Source organism: Sedimenticola selenatireducens, assembly GCF_963675335.2.
In the GTDB taxonomy this organism is placed as follows: Bacteria; Pseudomonadota; Gammaproteobacteria; order Chromatiales; family Chromatiaceae; genus Sedimenticola; species Sedimenticola selenatireducens.
The window spans coordinates 484102-506582 of record NZ_CAXXYC010000003.1 but is presented as its reverse complement, the minus strand read 5'-3'; the positions used below and the strand labels follow the sequence as shown (position 1 = coordinate 506582).

The 22481-nt window shown below is 57.1% G+C and carries 22 protein-coding genes; 7 read left to right on the top strand and 15 right to left on the bottom strand.

Going from position 1 to position 22481, the window contains the following annotated elements; translation table 11 throughout:
- Positions 1–75: 75 nt before the first annotated feature.
- The 12 genes from ccoS to ACHZBF_RS06035 form a co-directional block, all read right to left on the bottom strand.
- Positions 76–291, bottom strand: coding sequence for a cbb3-type cytochrome oxidase assembly protein CcoS (gene ccoS, locus ACHZBF_RS06090; protein ID WP_321527927.1), 216 nt, complete (start codon positions 289–291; stop codon positions 76–78).
- 31 nt (positions 292–322) lie between these two features.
- Positions 323–2806 (bottom strand): heavy metal translocating P-type ATPase, encoded by a 2484-nt coding sequence (locus tag ACHZBF_RS06085; protein ID WP_321527926.1) that lies wholly within the window; start codon positions 2804–2806, stop codon positions 323–325.
- A 190-nt stretch (positions 2807–2996) separates the two neighbouring features.
- On the bottom strand, positions 2997–3491 hold the full coding sequence (locus tag ACHZBF_RS06080) for a FixH family protein (protein WP_321527925.1): 495 nt from the start codon (positions 3489–3491) through the stop codon (positions 2997–2999).
- Between the two features lie 94 nt (positions 3492–3585).
- Positions 3586–5016: a cytochrome c oxidase accessory protein CcoG gene (gene ccoG, locus ACHZBF_RS06075; RefSeq protein ID WP_321527924.1), complete on the bottom strand. Its 1431-nt coding sequence runs from the start codon at positions 5014–5016 to the stop codon at positions 3586–3588.
- A 202-nt stretch (positions 5017–5218) separates the two neighbouring features.
- On the bottom strand, positions 5219–5344 hold the full coding sequence (locus ACHZBF_RS06070) for a hypothetical protein (protein WP_321527923.1): 126 nt from the start codon (positions 5342–5344) through the stop codon (positions 5219–5221).
- An 85-nt stretch (positions 5345–5429) separates the two neighbouring features.
- Positions 5430–6272 (bottom strand): cytochrome-c oxidase, cbb3-type subunit III, encoded by an 843-nt coding sequence (ccoP, locus tag ACHZBF_RS06065; RefSeq protein WP_321527922.1) that lies wholly within the window; start codon positions 6270–6272, stop codon positions 5430–5432.
- Positions 6262–6474, bottom strand: coding sequence for a cbb3-type cytochrome c oxidase subunit 3 (locus ACHZBF_RS06060; RefSeq protein WP_273439092.1), 213 nt, complete (start codon positions 6472–6474; stop codon positions 6262–6264). Before ACHZBF_RS06060 ends, ccoP begins: the two co-directional genes overlap by 11 nt.
- Positions 6467–7159, bottom strand: coding sequence for a cytochrome-c oxidase, cbb3-type subunit II (ccoO, locus tag ACHZBF_RS06055; protein ID WP_029132968.1), 693 nt, complete (start codon positions 7157–7159; stop codon positions 6467–6469). The genes ACHZBF_RS06060 and ccoO overlap by 8 nt, the downstream gene beginning before the upstream one ends.
- 15 nt (positions 7160–7174) lie before the next feature.
- Entirely contained in the window at positions 7175–8614 is a 1440-nt protein-coding gene (ccoN, locus tag ACHZBF_RS06050) for a cytochrome-c oxidase, cbb3-type subunit I (protein ID WP_029132967.1), read from the bottom strand.
- Positions 8615–8867: 253 nt separating this feature from the next.
- Positions 8868–9593: a DNA/RNA nuclease SfsA gene (gene sfsA / locus ACHZBF_RS06045; protein WP_273439095.1), complete on the bottom strand. Its 726-nt coding sequence runs from the start codon at positions 9591–9593 to the stop codon at positions 8868–8870.
- Positions 9594–9877: 284 nt separating this feature from the next.
- Complete coding sequence (locus ACHZBF_RS06040; RefSeq protein ID WP_029132966.1) at positions 9878–10474, bottom strand: peroxiredoxin; 597 nt, start codon at positions 10472–10474, stop codon at positions 9878–9880.
- A gap of 92 nt (positions 10475–10566) precedes the next feature.
- Positions 10567–10956 (bottom strand): class II SORL domain-containing protein, encoded by a 390-nt coding sequence (locus ACHZBF_RS06035; RefSeq protein WP_029132965.1) that lies wholly within the window; start codon positions 10954–10956, stop codon positions 10567–10569.
- Between the two features lie 172 nt (positions 10957–11128).
- Between ACHZBF_RS06035 and ACHZBF_RS06030 the strand changes: the two genes are divergently transcribed.
- The 3 genes from ACHZBF_RS06030 to ACHZBF_RS06020 all read left to right on the top strand — a co-directional run bounded on the left by ACHZBF_RS06030 (position 11129) and on the right by ACHZBF_RS06020 (position 16079).
- Positions 11129–11689: an XRE family transcriptional regulator gene (locus tag ACHZBF_RS06030; protein WP_169720386.1), complete on the top strand. Its 561-nt coding sequence runs from the start codon at positions 11129–11131 to the stop codon at positions 11687–11689.
- Positions 11690–11790: 101 nt separating this feature from the next.
- Positions 11791–12975, top strand: coding sequence for an efflux RND transporter periplasmic adaptor subunit (locus ACHZBF_RS06025; RefSeq protein WP_321527921.1), 1185 nt, complete (start codon positions 11791–11793; stop codon positions 12973–12975).
- Positions 12972–16079: an efflux RND transporter permease subunit gene (locus tag ACHZBF_RS06020; RefSeq protein WP_321527920.1), complete on the top strand. Its 3108-nt coding sequence runs from the start codon at positions 12972–12974 to the stop codon at positions 16077–16079. The genes ACHZBF_RS06025 and ACHZBF_RS06020 overlap by 4 nt, the downstream gene beginning before the upstream one ends.
- 10 nt (positions 16080–16089) lie before the next feature.
- Here the strand turns inward: ACHZBF_RS06020 and ACHZBF_RS06015 are convergent, their stop codons facing one another.
- Both ACHZBF_RS06015 and ACHZBF_RS06010 read right to left on the bottom strand, forming a co-directional pair.
- The gene (locus ACHZBF_RS06015) at positions 16090–16350 is read right to left on the bottom strand and encodes a DUF5062 family protein (protein WP_273439098.1); all 261 of its coding nucleotides are present in this window, start codon (positions 16348–16350) and stop codon (positions 16090–16092) included.
- 258 nt (positions 16351–16608) lie between these two features.
- A complete protein-coding gene (locus ACHZBF_RS06010) occupies positions 16609–17262 on the bottom strand; it encodes a TMEM165/GDT1 family protein (RefSeq protein WP_321527919.1) in 654 nt (217 codons plus the stop codon).
- Between the two features lie 314 nt (positions 17263–17576).
- On the opposite strand from ACHZBF_RS06010, the gene pdhA reads away from it, so the two are divergent.
- From pdhA to ACHZBF_RS05995, 3 genes are all read left to right on the top strand, one after another.
- Complete coding sequence (gene pdhA / locus ACHZBF_RS06005) at positions 17577–18653, top strand: pyruvate dehydrogenase (acetyl-transferring) E1 component subunit alpha (protein ID WP_321527918.1); 1077 nt, start codon at positions 17577–17579, stop codon at positions 18651–18653.
- Positions 18646–19626 carry an alpha-ketoacid dehydrogenase subunit beta gene (locus ACHZBF_RS06000; protein ID WP_029132959.1) on the top strand — a complete coding sequence of 327 codons (981 nt, stop codon included), beginning with the start codon at positions 18646–18648 and terminating at the stop codon, positions 19624–19626. Before pdhA ends, ACHZBF_RS06000 begins: the two co-directional genes overlap by 8 nt.
- 166 nt (positions 19627–19792) lie before the next feature.
- Positions 19793–20923, top strand: a complete 1131-nt coding sequence (locus ACHZBF_RS05995) for a dihydrolipoamide acetyltransferase family protein (protein WP_321527917.1) — start codon at positions 19793–19795, stop codon at positions 20921–20923.
- 37 nt (positions 20924–20960) lie between these two features.
- Here the strand turns inward: ACHZBF_RS05995 and ACHZBF_RS05990 are convergent, their stop codons facing one another.
- Positions 20961–21665 carry a transglutaminase-like domain-containing protein gene (locus ACHZBF_RS05990; protein ID WP_321527916.1) on the bottom strand — a complete coding sequence of 235 codons (705 nt, stop codon included), beginning with the start codon at positions 21663–21665 and terminating at the stop codon, positions 20961–20963.
- Positions 21666–21934: 269 nt separating this feature from the next.
- Here ACHZBF_RS05990 and ACHZBF_RS05985 point away from each other — a divergent pair, with 269 nt between their 5' ends.
- Positions 21935–22309: a hypothetical protein gene (locus ACHZBF_RS05985; protein ID WP_321527915.1), complete on the top strand. Its 375-nt coding sequence runs from the start codon at positions 21935–21937 to the stop codon at positions 22307–22309.
- Positions 22310–22481: the final 172 nt, after the last annotated feature.

Sequence of the window (22481 nt, the reverse complement as noted above, 5' to 3'; positions counted from 1 at the left end):
GTGCGGCTATAAAAAGCGCTATTCGCGCATGCTCGGGCTGGAGGGTCACCGGGGAATTAATTGCAGCAAATGCCGCTAACCGGTTTTATCCGGGTTATCCTCGGCAGCGTCCTTTGTACCCTCATCGGGTGGTGTGGACCTGCTCTCCGTCAGATCATCGTCCATCAGGATGCGACTGGCTTCGCCCTCCAGGTCCTCGAACTGACCGCTTTTAGCGGCCCAGAAAAACACCACCACTCCCACCAGGCCAAGAATCAACATGCCGGGAATCAAACCGTAGATCACGTCCATCCGGCTACTCCAATTTCCACATAGTCGCTCATTATTGCCCGCCTTTGAACAGAGTGCGAATGCGCGCTGCGTTACCGATCACCAGCAGTGAACTGATTGGCATTGAGATTGCTGCAACCAGTGGCGTTACAAACGCCGACATTGCCAGCGGCACCATGATCAAATTATACGCTATCGAGATACCGATATTCTGGCGGATGGTACGCAAGGTTCGCCGGGAGAGCGCCGAAGCCAGTCGTACCTTATCCAGTTCACTGCTCATCAGCACGATATCGGCGCTGGCAATCGAAACATCGGTCCCCGAACCCAGCGCAATCCCCACATCCGCCCGCACCAGCGCCGGAGCATCATTCACCCCGTCGCCCACCATCGCCACCCGGTGCTCATTCTTTTGCAGACTGTCAATCACCTGATCCTTTTGCTCCGGCAGCACCTCGGCAATCACCGGCATGCCGCCCAGGCGGGCGGCAATCGCCTCGGCGGTCCGCTGGCGGTCACCGCTGAGCATGGTCAGCTGCATACCCGCAGCCTTGAGATCCGCCACCAGGCCGGCCGCATCCTTTCTCAGAGGATCTTCCACACCCATCAGGGCATACTCAATACCGTTCACCGCGCAGTACAGTGAACCGGTACCGATCTGATCCAGGTGCGCGGCCAGCGCCTGGAAAGCCGGCTCGGCCGCGACACCGTTGGCCCGCATCCATGCGGCATTGCCAATCACCACAACCACACCTTCCACAATGGCCGAGACACCCTGGCCGGGTCGATTAACAAACTCCTTTACCTGCAACTGCTGCCGCTTCCAGCCGGCTGACTCGGCACAGGCTGTCAGGGCCGCAGCCACCGGATGCTCGGAAAACTGCTCAACCGCCAGCAGTTTTCCCAGCAGTTCCCGGATCTCGTCGTTCACCGGGTCACCGGGACTCCATTGCGAACTTCCGGTCTGGATCACGGTAACCCGCATCGCCCCTTCGGTCAGGGTACCCGTTTTATCAAACACAAAATGATCAATGGATGAAAATCGTTCCAGTACATCACCGTTTCTGATCAGGATACCGTGGCGTGCACCCAGGCCGGTAGCCACGGCAATGGACATGGGTGTGGCCAGGCCAAAGGCACAGGGGCAGGTAATGATCAGCACGGCCGTCGCCGCCATCAAAGCGGTCTCGAAGTCGCTATTCAGCCACCAGAAGAAAGTGGCCGTTGCCAGACCGATGGTAATGGCGACAAACCAGGGCACGATCCGGTCCGCCACGCACTGGATTGGCGCCTTGCTCGCCTGCGCCTCCTCTACCAGGCGGATAATTCTTCCAAGCGCGCTGTCTTTCAGCAGCCCGGTCACTTCAACCTGCAACGCACCATGTCCATTGATCGTGCCGGCCGAGACGGTCATCTGCGGCGATTTCTGCACCGGGACAGACTCGCCGGTCAACATGGCCTCATCAACCGCACTTTGGCCCTCCAGTACCACACCGTCCGTCGGAATTCGCTCTCCGGGCCTGATCAGCACACGGTCTCCCTGCTTGATCGAACGAATCGGTACCACCTTCTCTCCAGCATCCGACAACAGCGTGGCCACTCGCGGCTGCAGGTCCAGCAGACGCTGGGTCGAAGCCACCGCCTGACGTTTGGATATAGCCTCCAGATAGCGTCCAACCAGGATAACAAAAATGAAATTGACCACCGTGTCATAGTAAACCTCGCCGGTAACCGATCCACTCAGCATCACATAGATCGAGTAGAGGTAGGTGATACCGGCGCCGATTGCAATCGGCACATCCATACCCAGATGGAGATGGCGGATACCGGACCAGGCCCCTTTAAAAAACGGGTAACCCGAATAGAGCAGGGTTGGCGTCGCCAGGGCGAAACCGACCCACTGAAACAGCGTTCGAAATTCACCCTTATCAGCCCCGCTATAGAGCGCGATGGAGATCCAGAGCAGATTCATCATGGTGAATCCGGCAAACCCCATACGATAAAGCAGGTGCCGGTTCTCTCGCTTCAGACGATCCTCTGCCGCATCGGGATCGTAGGGCACTGCGGCGTAACCGATCCGCCCCAGCCGGCGGATAATATCGGATAGTTTCAAGCGACTGTTGTCCCAGACCACATGCAGCCGCCGTCCGGAGAGATTGACCCGCGCCTGCTTGACGCCCGCGAGGCCCAATAGTGAGTGTTCGATCAGCCAGACACAGGCGGCACAGTGGATGCCCTCCACCAGCAGATGGATCTCCCGGGTCTCTCCGAGGGTATCAACAAACTCCTCCTGCACTTCATCCAGGTCATACAGTGCAAGTTCCCTGGGGAGCTCAGGTGGTGGTGCCAGGGCCGTACCGTCGTACATGCGACGATAAAAGCCGTCAAGACCGGCGGCATAGATCGCTTCACAGACCGATTTGCAGCCGATACAGCAGAAGCTGCGAGATTCGCCTTTAATCGCCGACACCACTTCATTGTCTGGCGACACCGGCAGTGTGCAGTGAAAACACTGTTTCTGACTTTCTGAAACCACCCGAGACCACTCTCCTCCCGCTACGTTACCATCCCATCTACCGAACCAAAAAGCATCGGATAGAGGACAGCAATTTTTCAACTAAAAATGAATAAGCCGGACATTGCTGTCCGGCAGGGAGAATAGGATAACACTGGACGGTGGTCCTGCTGGACGACTGGTGTGACCAGACCATCCAGCGGTAACTGACTTAATTGACGCCCGCGCTGACCCTGTGTGACAGATTATATTCATCATCCCCATGCTTTGCGCTGATAAGGATATCCCACACGCCCAGACTGGGGAAGCTGATATCGGCTTCATAAATACCGGAATCGGTGGCCTCCATGGGTACGGAGAAGTCCAGTTTGGCATTGGCGGGACGGTAAGCGTAAAAAGTGACCGAATCGGGCGACACCGGATAACCATCCTTACCGACAATGCGCACCCCGTAACGGGCCGGCATGGCGACATCCACGCGTTCAGGAGCAATCACCTTCATCTGCCAACCAGGATTTTTAGCCTGACGTTTAAGCATGTTCTTTTCATAGTCCTGACCACGCTCATAATAGTCATCCACGACCAATCCCGGACTGTGGCTGACGGCCAGATAGATCATCACCATGTTGGCGGCAATAAACACCACCAGCAAACCGATCCATCCCTGTACCCAGGGGTTTCGCCAGGGAGATTGTTTATCGGTCATCTCAGTCACGTGAACCTCTTGCTGCAGCGCCCGGTAAATAGACTATCGGGAGGCTGTCTGTTAATTGCTTTCTTCGAAAATTATCGTCTCGACCCTACTTCGGACCGATGAACACACTCTCACGCTTACTACTCAACCGTTTGCCGTTGCTATCAGTCGTCTCCGCGTAAAATACCAGTGGCTGTGATTCAACTTTCAGCTTGTCACGCGGGATGCGCACAAACAGGGTGCGGGGTGTCACCATCCCTTTACGCGCCGTCACGGGTTCCTCCGCACCTACCAGCACCAGACCCTCGATATCCGGTGCACTAATCGTCACCTGTAAATCTTCAGTCAGTTTATTGAGCACCTTGATGGTGTATTTGTTCTGGATAGAGCCATCACTTTGCAATACATAGAGCGGTTGCCTGGAATGTATTACCTTGATTTCAATGGCATCCAACGTCGCCATGCCGTAACCGATACCGGTTACTGACAACAGCAGCACCAAGCTGTAGACCCAGACTCGCGGACGCTTGAGTAGCGGCCGTTCTTCTTTGCCGTTAAGCACATCCAGCGACTCATAGCGGATAAGACCTTTGGGTCGGTCCAGCTTCTCCATCACCGCATCACAGGCATCGATACAGAGGGCGCAGGTAATACAACCCTCCTGCTGACCATGCCGGATGTCCACTCCAGTGGGACAAACCGCCACGCACTGGTTACAGTCGACACAGTCGCCGGTCGTCCGCTGCGCCTCGCTGGACCCTTTCTTCACCCGCCCACGTGGCTCTCCACGATGAAAGTCATAGGTAGGAACAGCCGTTGTATTATCCACCATCACACCCTGAATACGGGCGTAGGGACAGAGCCAGAAGCAGGTCTGTTCCCGCAGATATCCGGCAAGTCCGTAGGTGCCGCCAATGAAAAGGAGAATGGTAACACCCGCCGTAATGCCGATATTGAAGCTAACCAGGTCGGCCCAGAGCTGATAGGCATCCATAAACCAGGCAACAAACGAAATTCCGGTCAAAGCGGAGATGACAATCCAGATAAGATGCTTGGTCGCCTTGACCCGGACCTTGGTGAAAGTAAGCGGGCCCTGATCCAGTTTCTTGCGTTTTTGCGGTGAGCCCTCCAGTTTCTCTTCAAACCAGGTGAAGATATCGGTCCAGACCGTCTGGAAACAGAAAAATCCGCACCACACCCGCCCGGCCAGGGCCGTCACCACCGCCAACAGGATGGCAAAGAAAAGCAGCAGCAGGGAGAGCATCCAGAAATCCTGCGGCAGGATAGTGACGCCTAGTAGATGGAACTGGCGGTTTGGAATATCGAACAGGATTGCCTGGCGGTCATCCCAACGCAGATAGGGCACCAGAAAGAACGGCAGCCAGACCAGGCTGGCCAGCCACTTCCAGATGCGCCATTTCCCCGGAATGCGCTTGGCGTGAATCTTCTCTTCACCTGTATTGATCTTCCAGTGACCCGCCTCCGCATACAATTCATCGACTACCGCATCGTGCTTTGATTGTGGATTGACGCTCAACGAAATCACTCCTCTAATAACAGCTGTAGACTGGCGCCCATGGGGGATAAATATGCCGTTATGAATCTCAACGTACCGGGCACCAGTTTACTGAAAGGGCGGGCTGAAAAAAATGCGATTTGTCAATAACTAACCTGCATTATATCACCATTAAAAAAGGGGGTTCACCCCCCTTTTTCATACGCCTATGTCAACGAGGGTTTTACTCCTTGTGGACCTTTGCATCCTTGTTGATCAGCCCCTTCACCTTGAAGCCAAGATAACCAACAATCACTACGCAAATTGCGATAGCCGCAAAGGACGCTACAGCGACAGCATCTACATTCATCGTATACCTCCCCAGATACAGACAACCTGAATGTTTTTGCTGCATGGAGATTCAATCTCCATGCAACAAGGATTAAAACACGTGCTTACTGGCCACCACCGAATTTATACACATATACGGCCAGCTTTTTGATCTCATCTTTTGACAGACGATCTCCAAACTTGGGCATAACCGCCTCCCGGGTCAGGGGGTCGGACGTGTCGTTGACGCCGTGCTTGATGGTCTGTTTGACACTGGCCAGTTGATCCGCCTCATTAAAGCGCCAGATAGCGTCAGTCAGGTTAGCTGATCCCAGTGCCTGCATACCTTTGCCGTCAGGGCCATGGCAGGCAAAACACGCCTTCTCCATGAACAGGGGTTCTGCCGCCGGGTTTCCGGACATCACTGCAGCAGCCAGTTTATCCAACTCCTCATCGGTCAGCAGATTTGCCTGGGCCGGCATGATACCCATGCGGCCATTGGTGATGGTCTGCTCAATGGTTTCCACCGCACCGCCGTATATCCAGTTGTCATCGGCGAGTACCGGATAACCGGGACCACCCTGACCATTGGATCCATGACAGGCTGCACAGTTGTCACCAAACAGCACCTTGGCCGAGGCGATGGTGTAACTGGAGAGACCCTCATCCGCCAGAATCTCCTTGGCCGTCATCCCCTGCAGTTTGGTCTCGAACTCCGCGCGAACCATCTGAACCTCATCAAGGCCTTCCTTGTATTCGCCCATCTGGGTCCAGCCCATGATGCCCTTGGTGTAACCGCTGAGCCCGGGAATCATGGGATAGAGAATCGCATAACCGATCACCCAGAGAATGGATGCCCAGAAGGCGATCATCCACCAGCGGGGTGCCGGATTATCGAGTTCCCGCAGATTATCGTCCCAAATATGTCCGGTATTGTTTTCACCCGGAAATGGATTGTTATCCGCCATTTTTATCTCCGCTATTTATCTGTTCATCGTCCATCGGGATATGCTTCTGTTTTTCGAAGTGCTCCCGTTTTTTTGGACGCAAGACATAAACATACAGACCAAGCATTAACAGAAAGATGACCACGGTGAGGATGGTGCCCACCCAATCGTTGGTGGTCATCGCCTGTAAATCGGTCGAAAAATAGTCTTTTAAACTATTCACGATAGACCTTGCTTTCGTCCAGCTTGACCATGGTACCCAGCACCTGCAGGAACGCGACCACCGCATCCTCTTCGTTCTTGCCCTTCAACAGCTCCGGCGCCGCGTCGATATCGGCTTCTGTGTAAGGAACACCGAGTCGCTGCATACCGCGCATATGGGACTGCATGGTTTCACCATCCAGTTCGGCATGCTGCAGCCAGGGATAATTGGGCATGACCGACTCGGGTACTACTGAACGGGGTGCGCGCAGATGTTTACGGTGCCAGTCGTCGGAGTACTTGCCACCCAGTCTGGCAATATCCGGGCCGGTACGCTTTGATCCCCACTGGAAGGGGTGGTCGTACATCGACTCGGAAGCCAGCGAGTAGTGGCCATAGCGCTCTTTTTCATCACGGAACGGGCGGACCATCTGGGAGTGACAGAGATAGCAGCCTTCACGGATATAGACATCACGACCTGCCAGCTCAAGCGCTGTATAGGGACGCATGCCATCTCCCGGCTGGTGATCGGACAGCGCCTGTTGAGCCTTACGCTGCCAGACAATCTCTGGATGCTTGTTGTGCTCCATGGTGCTGTCCAGATAAAACAGCGGCACGATCTCAACAATACCGCCCACACTGAGCACCAATCCGGTAACGATCACCAATGCCCAGATATTTTTTTCAAGTTTTTCTTGCATAGCCATTTTTCAATACTCCCCTTAGGCAGACGCTGCAACGGTTGCGGAGCGCGCCTGTTGCACTGTGCCCCGGGCATTGGCCTGTAGTACGGTCATAATGACGTTGAACACCATAATTGCCGCACCTGTCAGGAAGACCATGCCGCCAATGGCGCGCATCGCATAGTAGGGATGCATTGACTCAACAGACTCAGCGAAGGTGTAAGCCAGGGTGCCGTACTCATCGTAGGCACGCCACATCAGACCCTGCATGATGCCCGATACCCACATGGCGACGATATAGATCACCGTACCAATGGTTGCAGTCCAGAAGTGGGCATTGATCAGCTTGGTTGACCACATCTGCACATGGAATACGTTGACCATCAGATGGTAGATGGCGCCAATACCCACCATTGCCACCCAGCCCAATGCACCGGAGTGTACGTGACCAACCGTCCAGTCGGTGTAGTGAGAGAGTGCGTTAACCGTCTTGATCGACATCACCGGCCCTTCAAAGGTGGACATGGCGTAGAAGGCCAGGGACATGATCAGGAAGCGGAGCACATAGTCGGTACGCAGTTTGTCCCAGGCGCCGGAGAGGGTCATCATGCCGTTCACCGCGCCGCCCCAGGAGGGGATGATCATGGCCAGGGAGATGGCCGCGCCCAGTGAACCGGTCCAGTCAGGCAGCGCGGTATACTGCAGGTGATGCGCACCCAGCCAGACATAACCGAACATCAGCGCCCAGAAGTGGATGACCGACAGGCGATAGGAGTAAACGGGACGCCCTGCCTGCTTTGGAACGAAGTAATACATAATGCCGAGGAAACCGGCGGTCAGATAGAAGCCGACCGCGTTATGGCCCCACCACCACTGGATCATGGCGTCCTGCACACCCGAGAATATGGAGTAGGACTTGAACATGCCGACCGGGATGGCCAGGCTGTTAACCACATGCAGGTAAGTGATCATGATCATCATGCCGAGGAAGAACCAGTTCGACACATAGATGTGCGAGCTCTTGCGATTCGCGATGGTCATGATGAAGTTAATGGTGTAGGAGAGCCACACCACCGCAATGGCGATATCAATCGGCCACTCCAGCTCGGCATACTCCTTACTCTGGGTGATGCCCAGCGGCAGGGTGATCACGGCGGAAAGAATAATCAGGTTCCAGCCGATGAAGGTGAACCAGGCCAGCTTGTTGCTCCATAGACGGACACCGCAGGTGCGTTGTACCGAATAGAAGGCCGTGGCCATGAGGATGCAGCCGCCAAAGGCAAAAATCACTGCGTTGGTATGCAACGGACGCAGACGTCCGAAGGTTATGTACGGCAGATCAAAATTCAGCACCGGCCAAGCCAACTCCGAGGCGATATATACCCCGACGAGAGCGCCTACCAACAAGTAGACTGCAGCCATGACGGTGAACCAGCGTACAACACCCAGGTCGTACTTCTGTTCAGCTACGGCGTCCATGAACCCCCCTTATTTACAAAGTTAAAAAAGAATTACCAGATTCTGATATTCAAACCAGACAATTCATCTGGTTATTTGCAAAAATTGGGGCTATGAGACACCCACCTGTGATATTTGTCAAGCTCCAATCTGCGCTTTATCAGTATTTTACAAGCTCTAAGTTACTGTTTAAAAACACATTTATAGACCATATACGGGAAATGACCTATATCAATCAAACAGCATATTATTTCAGCATGATATTAAATCCTGGTTATGTACATAAAAACGGCGTTCCCGGCCGAAAAGGCAATAAATGCCTCAGGTTCAGTTGTCCGGGAGCGAACTCGACTTGATACGCCAGCACCTCCACACCGGCCTCCACCGCCTCCACCAGGGCTTCGGCATAGGCCGGGTCGATATCCCAGGCCGGTTCAACCCGCTGAATACCGCTATGGGCCACATTAAAAAACAGCACCCCCCTGCCCCCTCCCTTCACCACAGCCGTCAATTCCCGGAGATGTTTCCGTCCCCGGTCGGTAACGGCATCCGGAAAAGTGCCGAGACCGTCGCCAATTCGCAACGTCACATTCTTCACCTCGACAAAACAGTCCGGCAAGCCAGGCTCGGTCAGCAGCAGATCGATGCGACTCCCCTCATTACCGTAGGGGCGTTCGCTCTGAATCGTGGAGTAGCCATTGAGTGCTTCAATGCGCTCCGCAATGATGGCCTCCCGGACCAGATCATTGGCCCGGGCGGTGTTGATACAAGCCAGATAGCGACCCTCGACCTCTACCAGTTCCCAGCGGTATCTCAACTTGCGTTTCGGGGAGTTGACATCCTGTAACCAGACCCGGCTGCCTGGCTCGGCGCAATTTTTCATCGAGCCGGTATTGGGACAGTGTGCGATCACCTCGGAACCGTCAGTAAGCCGCACATCGGCCAGAAAGCGCTTGTAGCGCCTGATCAGTCGACCCTCCAGCAGGTCGGGAAGCTTCATTGCCCACTCTCGCTGGAATTTGCCCGGTAATTTGATGGTGGAAACATCATCAGCTCTCCGTTTCGGATCTGCAGCGATTTATTCATCGCCTGGAGGGGGCTCGACGTGACCATAGGGAAAGGAAGCCTTGCGAGCATCTCCACCAAGAGGCGCAGTACCACAGCTCTGCCCCAATTGTTTAATGATGTTGATTTGGCTTGGAGCATCGCCCCGTAGGAGCGGCTTTTGCCGCCCCTACAGAAGCGACGTTCCTCGCTTCTGGCTATTGGCATAGCCCACATCGGTTACAGCGTCTCGGCATGCTCAGCCAGGTACTCCGCCACGCCTTCGGTGGAACCCTTCATACCGGCTTCACCCTGCTTCCAGCCTGCCGGACACACCTCACCATGCTCTTCAGTGAACTGCAGGGCATCCACCATCCGCAGCATTTCATCAATGTTGCGGCCCAGCGGCAGATTATTGACCACCTGGTGCTGCACCACACCCTCCCTGTCAATCAGGAACGAACCACGCAGGGCAATACCTGGCCCAGTATTCAGATCGTAAGCGTTGGTGATTTCCTTGGAGATATCTGCCACCAGTGGATACTGGACATTGCCGATCCCGCCGTTGTTGACCGGGGTATTCTTCCACGCCAGATGGGAGAAGTGGGAATCGATGGAGACACCGATCACCTCAACATTACGTTTCTTGAACTCCTCCAGCCGATGGTTGAAGGCAATCAGCTCGGACGGGCAGACAAAGGTGAAGTCCAGCGGGTAGAAGAACAACACCACGTACTTGCCCTGGTAACTGGACAGGGTGAGGTCCGCAAAGGAGTTGTCCGGCATCACGGCCTGGGCGGTAAAGTCAGGGGCTTGTTTTGCGACGAGTACACTCATTGTAGCTTTCTCCAGATATTGGTTGGTTTTTTTAAATCGCGGATAAATTGACGAGCAGCACGCTCGGCGTACCGCACATAATTAACGGGTGATCAGGCGATAGTCACTTCAACCGGGTTACTCTCCCACAGGCCATGCTTGGTGCAGTAGGCCATGGCGCTCAGTTTCAGTTTGCCGCCTGAAGGTACTACATTGAAAGTGACCTCGGCATTGCCTTTGGCCCCTTCACCACCCAGGGTACCGGGCGGAAAGCTGGCTTCGGCCAACAGTGTCTGGCCGTTGTAGAGCTGCACCGAGCGGATATAGTGGTCGTGATCATCCGGGTGGGCGTATTCGTTGCCCATGCGAACGGTCACCTTGAACAGTTCACCCTTGACGGCACTATCGGCACAGTGAATGAAGGGCGAGTGACGATCAATATAGTCCTTCTTCGCCTCCTTCTCTACCTGATCAATGTCGATATAACGATTAACTACTGGCATGGATTTTTTCCTCTTGAGTCCACTTTTTTAGCTTCTATGGGCAGATGAAATATCTCTTTCACCATCAATTATGTTGTTATTTTGACAATCCACTTGCCTTCTGTCAATAAAAAAAACAAAATAACAACACAAATGTTTTCATATTGTCTTTATGGACAATGAGGTCTATTCCATGATCACCAATCTGGTCGGAAATCGTATCCGGGAGATGCGCGCCAGGCGCAAAATCACCCAGCAGCAGTTGGCAGACAGCGCGAGTATTCCCCGCGCCACCCTGGCGACCATCGAGAAGGATGAATCGAACCCGAGCCTGGCCGCCGTCTACAAGATCGCCGTGGCACTCAACTGCACCATCGATGACCTGCTGGAGAAGCAGCATAACCGGGTGGAGGTGATCCGCCGTGAAAACATGGGGCGGAGCGAGTCGGGCGACGGCAACTATCGGGCAACCACCGTCTCTCCCCTGGGCAACCCGGCCTACAGCCAGCAGACATTTACCCTGGCACCCGCATCCACCTATGTCGGCAAACCTCACCCGCCGGGAAGCGAGGAGTATCTCTATATTCTTGATGGTGAACTCACCCTGGAAGTGGCCGGAGAGCAGATACCACTGACAGAGGGCGACAGCGCCCATTTTCGGGGCAACATCAATCACAGCTACCACAACACCGGTAACATGGCCGCCAGGGGCATGGTGACGATTATCGAAGTCCCGGAACTGAATGAGCACTGACTGAAGAACAATTAAGTTTTAACCGCTGGTCAGCCGTTTTCCGATAAACTCTGCCAAGGATATCTATTTCACATCTCACATACTGCTGGTGCAACGCCCAAATGCGACAAAGAACCGGGGTTTTCATACTGATTTTACTGGTTATTTTTACCGTACCGGGTTGGTTTATCTACCAACGACTGGCGGAGACCGGGCAAGCATCGGACCGGCAGGCAAAAAACACCCAACCGATTCCGGTTGAGGTGGTGACCGTTGAACAGGGCGATATTGAGCGCCAACGCACGTTTTCCGGCACCCTCCAGGCACAGGCCGAGATAGTGGTGGCCCCCAAGGTCAGCGGCCGCATCGAACAGCTGGATGCGGATCTGGCCGACATCGTCTCCCGTGACCAGGTGGTGGCCAGGCTGGACAACGATGAATATGTGCAGGATGTCCGGCAGGTGGAAGCGGAGCTGGCCGTGGCCCGGGCCAATCTGGTCGAGGCGCAGAGCCTTCTGAAGATTGCCGAACGGGAGCTGGAGCGGGTTGAAAAATTGCGTCAGCGCGGCGTCAGTTCCGAATCCCAACGGGATGCCGCCAAGGCCGATCAACTGGCAAAACAGGCCCATGTCGAGGTGACACGGGCACAGGTTACCCGTGCCGAGTCGGCACTGGAGAGCGCTCGTATCCGGCTCGGTTACACCACCGTCACCGCCAGTTGGCGGGGCGACAGTGAACAGCGGGTGGTAGCGGAGCGTTATGTCGATGAAGGCGAAACCGTCAGCGCCAATACACCGCTGCTGCGCATCGTGGAACTCAACCCGATCACCGTGGTGTTCTTTGTCACGGAACGGGATTACGCCCTGCTGCAACAGGGACAGAATGCCAGCCTGACCACCGACGCCTATCCCGGAGAATCCTTTGGCGGCACCGTGGTTCGCATCGCCCCGGTATTTCGTGAAAGCACCCGCCAGGCGCAGGTGGAATTGCGGGTAAAAAATCCCCTGCTGAGACTCAAACCGGGCATGTTTGTGCGCGTCACGGTGACCCTGGAACAGGCGCACGACGCCACCATCGTACCCGAACAGGCGCTGATTACCCGGGATGGCAGGAGCGGTGTATTTGTCGTCTCCGCTGACGGCAAAACAGTCAACTGGCAGCCGGTGACGCTGGGTATACAGCAAGGCAGCCGGGTGCAGGTCATGGGAGAACCGCTCACCGGGCGGGTGGTGGTTCTGGGTCAGCAACTGCTGGACGATGGCTCAGCCATCCGTGTCGCAGAGAAACAGGCGGGAATCCGTCCATGAACCTGGCCCGCACAAGCGTACGCCGCCCGGTCTTCACCAGCATGCTGGCGCTGATCGTGGTAGTGCTGGGTGCGGTTGCCCTGAGCCGTCTGCAGATCGATCTGCTGCCCAGCATCGAGCTACCCACCCTCACCGTCCGTACCGAGTACGAAGGGGCCGATCCGATTGTCATGGAGCGGCTGGTCACCCAGATTGTCGAGGAGATCGTCGCCACCGTGCCGGGTGTGGAGGAGATGACCTCCACCTCTTACGAGGGCAACAGCCGGGTACGGGTCAGTTTCGGCTGGGGCAGTGATATCGATACCGCTGCTATTGACGTACAGGCCACCCTGGAAGACGAGGTCAGTGAACTGCCGGACGATATTGTCGGTCCCCGGGTGAGTAAATTCGACGTGGACAGCTATCCGGTGGTAATCCTCGGTATCTCCAGCAAGCTGGACCCGGTGGAGCTGACCCAGATTATCGAACAGCAGATCCGCTACCGTTTCGCCCGGGTTCCCGGCGTGGCCCAGGTGGACCCCTGGGGGGGCTTCAATCGCGAAGTACGGGTAGAGCTGGACCCGGTCAAACTGAATGCACTGGGACTGCCCCTGAATGACATACTGTCAGCCATCCGGGACGCCAATCTGGATCTTCCGGCCGGCAAGCTCGAACAGGGCCGCTATCAGATCACCCTGCGCGCCCCGGCCGAGTTCAGCGACCTGGAACAGATTCGCAATACCGTCGTGGGTCAGCGCGAAGGCGCGGTAATCACCCTGGGCCAGATCGCCAAGATCCGCGACACTTATGAAAAACTGACCCGCATTATCCGGGTCAACGGGGAGCAAGGGGTGCGCATCGCCATCCGCAAGCAGTCCGGCGCCAACACCGTGGAGGTGGCACGCCGGGTGCTGGACGAGGTGGCGGAGGTCAACCAGGCCTTTCCCCAAATCCGCATCACGCCGGTGATCAATCAGGGCAACTTTATTGAGCGCGCCATCGCCAACGTGGCCCGCTCGGTGCTGTACGGTGGTTCACTGGCGGTGCTGGTGCTGCTGTTTTTCCTGCGCAATCTGCGCAGCACCCTGGTCATTTCACTGGCAATCCCGATCTCCATGCTGGCCACGTTCGGCCTGCTCTACTTCGGTGGTTTCACGCTCAACCTGATGACCCTGGGCGGCCTGGCGCTGGGAGTGGGCATGATGGTGGACAGCTCCGTCGTGGTGCTGGAGAACATCTTCAGACGCCAGCAGGAGACCGGGGAGTCCCCCGCCACCGCCGCAGTCAAGGGGACCGGCGAGGTCGCCTCGGCGGTCGTCGCCGGCACAGTCACCACCCTGGTTATATTCCTGCCGTTGATCTTCGTACGGGGTGTCTCCGGGGTACTGTTCAAGGAACTCGCCTACGTCATCATGTTCTCCCTGTTCTGTTCCCTGCTGGTCTCCCTCAGCCTGGTGCCGATGCTCGGCTCCCGCCTGCTCAAACAGCAACCCGTGGCCACCGGCAGCAGTTGGCGGGCACGTCTGGCAGCCCGCGCCGGGGCCGGCTTCGAGGCAATGGAGAACGGCTATCACACCCTGCTCACGACGGTACTTCACCAGCGCTCTATCACCATCCTCTCCGCCCTGATCATTTTCACTGCCAGCCTGTTCCTGGCGCCATTGATCGGCACCGAGTTCATGCCCCCCAGCGATGAAGGCGAGGTCAGAATCAGCGGCGAGATGGAGGTCGGTACCCGCCTGGACCTGATTGACCAGCAGACCCGCCTGATGGAAGAGATCGTCTATAGCGCGGTGCCGGAAAGCGTCTCTTCGGTGGTCAGCGTGGTGACTTCCGGCTCCCGCGGCAGTTCCAAGGCCACCGGTGAGATCAGTCTCTCACTGCTACCGGTCACCCAGCGCAACCGTTCCAATCAGGAGATCGCCAACGACCTGCGCAGCAAGCTGGATAATCGGATTCCCGGCATGAAGATTCGTGTACGCGCCCCTCAGGGACAATTCCTGCTGGAGCGCCTGCTGGCGAGCGTGGAAGGGGTGACCATCGAGGTGCGCGGGTACGACATTGACACACTGGTACTGCTGGCACAGCAGGTCTCAACCGCCATAGCCGACGTAACCGGTGTTACCGACATTGAACTGAGTCGCGAGGCGGGTATCCCGCAACAGGAGATCCATGTCAAACGCGACAAAATCAGCGATCTGGGACTCAGTGTGCGTGACGTGACCGAGGTGATCGAAACCGCCGTCGCCGGCTCCAAGGCGGGAGAGTTCCGGGTCGAGGGCAACGCCTATCGTATCCTGGTGCAACTGGAAGATGCGGAGAAACGTTCGCTGGATGAGATCCTTGACCTGACCCTGCGTACCCCTGGCGGCGAGATGGTGGTGCTGCGAAATCTGGTGGATAGTGCTCCGGGAGAGGGTCCGGCCACCATTGAGCGCAAGGACCAGCAGCGCCTGATTACCGTCACCGCCAACGTGGCCGACCGGGACCTCGGTTCGGTAGCAGCGGATATTCAGACCCGGCTCAACCAGATCCCGCGCCCCATGGGCTATGACCTGCTGATATCGGGCAATTTCGAAGAGCAGCAGAAGGCCTTCGGTGAACTGCTGGTCTCGCTGCTGCTGGCACTGCTGCTGGTCTACATGGTGCTGGCATCCCAGTATGAATCACTGGGTGATCCGCTGGTGGTGATGCTGTCGGTGCCGCTGGCGGCCATCGGTGTTCTGGTGACCCTGTTTCTGACCGAAACCACCCTGAATCTGCAGTCAGCCATCGGCTGTATCATGCTCGGCGGCATCGTGGTCAACAACGCCATCCTGCTGGTGGATCAGGCCGGACAGCTACGCCGCTCCGGGCTCGATACCGACACCGCCCTGGCAGAGGCGGGACGCCGCCGGCTGCGCCCGGTACTGATGACCACCCTGACCACCATCCTGGCACTGCTGCCCCTGGCATTCGGCATCGGCGAAGGGGCTGACGCCCAGGCGCCACTGGCCCGGGCCGTGATCGGTGGACTCAGCGTATCCACCCTGATCACCCTGGTATTGATCCCCGCCGTCTACTCGATTTTCCACCACCAATCAGCCGTACAAAAAACAGAAGGCACAGCTGGACAAAACTCGTAACCCGCTCATCCTACTGGTTAAGCGGATGATCGTCCGGCAGCAGCTTGGAGATCCAGATAGCGAGCTTGTGCCGCATACCCGGATCGCCCAACTGATCCTTGGCGAGCGGTTGTATCTGCTTGTCATGTACCAGCAAACGGTAAAGATACTCCACCTTCAGCTGTTGTGAATCGGTCTTCTCGAACTCCGCGGCACCCCGTTTCTCGGCATAGATCATGCCCACCCTGATAGCCTCTTTGAGGAGTTCTTTTTCGTTCTTCAGCTTTTTCATATCCCTTCACCTGGCACAGTAATGGCGCATAAAACAGCATTGTAGGTCGCGTTTGCCATGAAGGCATCCCACTACTCACCCATCGCTATACCCATGGTAGGTCGCATTAGCCAAAGGCGTAACCCGACAACCGGGAATTGCCACCGTTCAAAATCCCCGCCACCCCTTCGTCGGATTACGCTACGCCAATCCTACGGTTTGTTTCGATACAGACCATAGGGCGCCCCGTGGGCACCGCCCTCCCTATGGAGAGCAAGCTCAAGCCACAGAAGCCGGCATCACCGCACGCCAGGCCGCCAGCAGCCCAAACAGCAGGAAAATCACACCACCGACCCGGTGCAACCAGTGCAGCGGCAGGCGCTGCAGCAGGGTACGACCGGCCCAGACGCCGAGGGCGGAGACCAGCACCAGCGCCCCGGTGGCGCCAATCCAGACCGGCAGCGGGGCCATACTCCCGGCGAGGCCCGCCACCGCAATCTGGGTCTTGTCACCAAATTCGGCCACCAGAATCAACACCAGCGTCGTGAGGAAAATGCCATGCCCCGGTTTTTCTTGCACGGCAACCGCATTATCCTCTTCCCTGGTCAACAGGGCATGGATGCCAAAGCCGCCAAACAGTACGGCCACCACACCGGCCATTACCCGCTCCGGCATCCAGGCGGCCACACCGGCGCCGAACAGCACCGCCAACAGATTGAGTATCACAAAGGCCACGGCAGCCCCCAGGATGACCGGCCAGTGACGGTGCCTCGCCGCCAGGGTCATGCAGACCAGCTGACTCTTGTCACCGAGTTCAGCCAGGGCAATCAGGGAGAACGTGGAGAGTGATACGGTGAATGATTCAGGAGGCATCATGAAATGCAGGATGTTAGACAGGATTTTTTCAGGAAGATTGATCGGATGTGCGAGCATTCTATAGCGTTTTGTTCAAGTAAGCTTCTATTGCCTCCACTTTGTCCAGGTCATGACGGACCATCCAGCCTTACCCGTTGCCCCATCAGAGATGTACTAAACTCTGTGATAACAAACACAAACTTGAATACAGCTTTCAGGCATCTGAACAATAACTGCTCTCACAAGTCTTGCGAACCTATCGTAACGTCTGACAAGAGCGATAGAGCCTGAAAGAGTTAACAAAGCGATCTGTTGCGAAAACAGAACTTTCACTGGATGCCACAGATCTTCATTTGGCACGGCTTGGGTGCTTGCAGCACAGGAGGTCAAGTTTGAATCAGACCACGACATTCAGTGTGGAGTACCATCGGTTCCTGCAACCCGATGGCGAACCGGAAGGCGACCTGCCCCCGCTGGCCGAGGATACCGAAGTCCTCCACGCCCTATACCTAAATATGGTTTTCACCCGGCTCTATGATGAACGCGCCATTGCCCTACAACGCACCGGCCAGATCGGCACCTTCGCCTCTTCCCTGGGACAGGAGGCGATAGGCGCCGGTGTCGGACACGCCATGCAGCCCGAGGATATTATCATCCCCAGTTTCCGTGAGAATGGCGCCCTGCTGTTTCGCCGCTTCCGGGTCCGGGATCTGCTGCTCTACTGGGGTGGTGATGAACGTGGCATGGCCAATCCCGATCTGGGAGACGACTTCCCCATCTGCGTACCCATCTCCACCCACACCACCCAGGCCGCCGGCGTGGCGTTCGCCATAAAATATCGCCAGCAGCCCCGGGTGGTGGTCTGCCTGCTGGGTGACGGCGGCACCTCCAAGGGGGACTTCTACGAGGCGATCAACCTGGCCGGGGCATGGAACCTGCCGCTGGTTTTTGTCATCAACAACAATCAATGGGCCATCTCGGTACCACGCAGCCTGCAAACAAAATCAGAGACCCTGGCCCAGAAGGCAATTGCCGCCGGTATTCCCGGCATCCAGATCGACGGCAACGACCCGATTGCGGTGCGCCACCATGTGGCCGAGGCGATCGAGAAGGCCCGCGGCGGCGGCGGTCCGACCGTTATCGAAGCGATCAGCTACCGCCTCTGTCATCACACCACCGCCGACGACGCTACCCGCTACCGCAGCGATGAGGAACTGGAGGCGCATCGCAAGCTGGACCCGGTACCGCGCCTGAAACGGTTCATGGAGGCACGCCAACTCTGGTCGGATGAACAGGAGAGCGTGCTGATTCGGGACTGCAAGGCGGAGATTGAGCAGGAGGTGCAGCACTACCTCGACAGCGCGCCACCGAAACCGGAGAGCATGTTTGATTGGCTCTATGCTGAACTGCCGCAGGAGTTGCACCAGCAGCGCCAATCACTGCTGGTCAGGGAGTCGAGCAATGACTGATATCACCCTGGTTGAAGCGGTCAATCTGGCCCTGATGCATGAAATGGAGCATGACCCGGAAATGGTGGTTCTGGGCCAGGATATCGGGGTCAACGGCGGCGTTTTCCGCGCCACCGTTGGTCTGCTGGAAAAATTCGGTAACGAGCGGGTACTGGACACGCCACTGGCGGAGAACATGATTGCCGGCACGGCGGTCGGCATGGCCGTTCAGGGGTTGCACCCGGTGGCGGAGATCCAGTTCATGGGCTTCATCTACCCGGCCATTGACCAGATGGTGAGCCACGCCTCACGTATGCGCAACCGCACCCGCGGACGCCTCAGCTGCCCGATGGTGCTGCGCGCACCTTACGGCGGCGGGATTCACGCCCCGGAGCACCACTCCGAGAGCACCGAGGCGATGTTTGCCCATATCCCCGGTATCCGGGTGGTGATTCCCTCCTCCCCCACCCGCGCCTACGGCCTGCTGCTGGCGGCGATTCGCGATCCCGACCCGGTGGTGTTCCTGGAACCGAAGCGGGTCTACCGCCTGATGAAACAGGCAGTGGAGGATAACGGCGAGGCGCTGCCGCTGGACACCTGTTTCGTCCTGCGACCGGGCAGTGACATCACCCTGGTCAGTTGGGGCGCCATGCTGCATGAGACCCAGCAGGCCGCCGAACAGCTTGCCGGTGAGGGCATCGATGCCGAGGTGATCGACCTGGCCACCATCAAGCCGATCGACATGCAGACCATTCTCGAATCGGTCGGGCGAACCGGCCGCTGTGTCATCGTGCAGGAGGCCGCCCGTACCTGCAGTGTCAGTGCCGAGATCGCCGCCCGACTGGCCGAGGAGGGATTGATGTCCCTGTTCGCCCCTATTCGCCGGGTCACCGGTTTCGACACCGTGATGCCGATGTTCCGCCTGGAGGGGCACTACATGCCCGGCACAGAGCGCATCGTACAGGCCGTCAGACAGACCATGGAGTTCGCATGAAAAATCGTCAGGAGAGTCAATTTTCACGGCCAAAGGCCGCCCGTCAGGCTGCGGCACACGACTGCATGGATGCAGGAGGTACGACCCCATGGATGGGGGAGGTAGACCGCGTCGGGAACAGGCGGTCGAGAGCAACGCAGGGAGCGGTTGCCGAGGGAGGTGCCGCATGAAACTATTCAATCTACCCGATCTGGGCGAAGGACTTCAGGAGGCGGAAATCGTCTCCTGGCAGGTCAAACCGGGTGATACGGTGGAACAGGGACAGCTACTGCTCTCGGTGGAGACCGCCAAGGCGATCGTCGAGATCCCCTCACCCGAAGCGGGCATCATCGCCAAATGCTACGGCGAGGATGGCGACATCGTGCAGGTAGGCGATCCACTGGTGGAATACCGGGTTGAAGGCGAGGCCCCGGCGGCAGAACCGGTCAAGCCGGCCAGGGAGGATAGCGGCACCGTGGTCGGTGAAGTCAAGACCGGCGGCGAGGTGATCAGGGAGCGCGCCAGCGAAATCACCAGCCGCGGCGGCAGCGGCATCAAGGCCACCCCGGCCGTGCGGGCCCTGGCCAAACAACTGGATGTGGATCTCTCCATTGTCACCCCCACCGGCCCCAAGGATACGGTCACCGCCACCGACGTGCAGCGGGTGGCCAGAATCCTCGCCGAGGTCGGACCCATGGAGCTGTTGCGCGGGGTCAGGCGCTCCATGGCACGCAGCATGGCGCAGGCCCACGCCGAAGTGGTCCCGGTGACTCTGTTTGACGTGGTCGACATCCAGCACTGGAAGGCGGGCGAAGACGTCACGGTGCGACTGATCCTGGCGATCCTGGCGGCCTGCGAGGCGGAGCCCTCGCTCAACGCCTGGTATGACGCCCACGCCATCGGGCGGCGCCTGTTGAAAAAGGTGCATCTGGGCATCGCCACCGATACCTCGGACGGCCTGTTTGTCCCGGTGATACCGGACGTCGGACAGTATTCCACCAGCCAACTGAGAGAAGAGCTAAACCGAATCAAACAGGCGGTCAAGGATCGCACTATTGCCCCGGACAAGTTGCGCGGCAACACCTTCACACTCTCCAACTTCGGCACCATCGCCGGCCGGCATGCCAATCCCGTTGTGGTGCCGCCCACCGTCGCTATTCTCGGCGCGGGACACAGCTACGATGCCGTGGTCCCGGCAAACGGAGAACCGGCCGTGCATAGACTGCTGCCGCTCTCACTCACCTTCGACCACCGGTCGGTTACCGGAGGTGAGGCGGGCCGCTTCCTGGGGGTGTTGATGAAATCGCTTGGTGAATAATTGAAAGCCTGCAAGGGAACGGCGTGACCGGAATCGGTCACGCCATGTCGTTTCCGGCCTTAGCCTTATGCCCGAAAAGTTCATCATCCAGGTCGGCACGGTTATGCAGCCACCTGGGATGATGCTTCTCGAAATCGGCGAGGATAAGCTCATACGGTACGTCACTGAAGACACCGCGTTGACCCTCGTACTCCATGTGACGATTCCCCGACTGGTCGAACTCCTGGAGCAGGGAGTCATTTCGCCCGTCAAACTCCAGCACATGCACACCGAAGCGCTCGCATAACTCCTTGTTGAAGGCCGGCGTGGCCTTGACCCACTGACCATCCAGATAGAGATCGGTATAGCTGTGCCAGGTGTAGACGTTGCCACCGATCAGTTCATCGAGTCGCTTGGACGAGAGGTGGTTGCGCACGTCGGCATATCCGACCCGCGCGGGAATGCCGATGACACGCGCACAGGCGGCCAGCAGAGCGGCCTTGGGAATACAGAAGCCGCGCCCCGTGGCCAGGCAGTCACTGGCACGAAAGTAGCGCGGGTCGGGCCCCACCCGGTAGGGATCGTAGGTGATCTCGTCGCGCACCGCCAGGTAGAGACGGACAGCGGCATCAACGGGAGCCTCGCCACTCACCCGATGGCGGTTTGTGAAATCGACGACATGTGTATTGCCAGAGTCAATTAAATCCCCGGCCTGCAGATAGTCCTCGGGTTTTTGACTGGGTTGGGACATTGGATTGGACATGCAGCGTCTCCTTTTCGAGACATCAGAGTAACCGAATACACGGCACGATTGCCAGGGTTTCGACAACATGACAGCGGGGTAATCGGTCAATGCAGAACGCTATAGAAAACAGCGGCAGCACACGATTCCCATCACTCTTATCTTCCGATGCAAGAACCATGATCTCCACGCCTGTAGTTGGAATCACTTCATCCGCTTTTAAGCGGTAGCGATTGGCCTGCAAGATTAGATAGAATCACCCAAACAGAGCTACAGGATTCAACTCGTTCATGATTACTGCGTTAAGACTGTTCGGCGTAATTCTCTTGATTCTTGTAGGGTATCATTACATTAATGAACCATTAGGATTTAGTATCGCAAGCAGTATTGCCACAGCAGTCTTTGCTTTCTGTCTAACCGCCCTGTATCAACCATACCAGCCGGATACTGGAATTTGGATCGGCTGGGGACTGATAGGTTTTGGTTGTTTTTTTATTGCCGGTTTCAAAACATTCAGCTGGCTATTAGCCATCCCTTCATTAATGATTATTTTGGGGTATCGACTCGCCACACTGCCATTTGACTTTGGCTCATCTCGCGGGGGTGATGGTGGATCTTCATGTGGTTTCGATTCCTGTGACGGCGATGGTGGCTGCGGGGATTAGCGATGCTGTTGCGGTCCATGATTTTTTTCTTGTGTGGGTGATCCGCTTTTTTGCTCAACTGCCACTCGCGCAACAGCTCACACCGCATGTCGATGAATACAGCTTGTAATGGCCTCACCTTATCTGCTCACACAAGCGCCACCAGATGAGCCATACTGGCCAGGATAGCCAA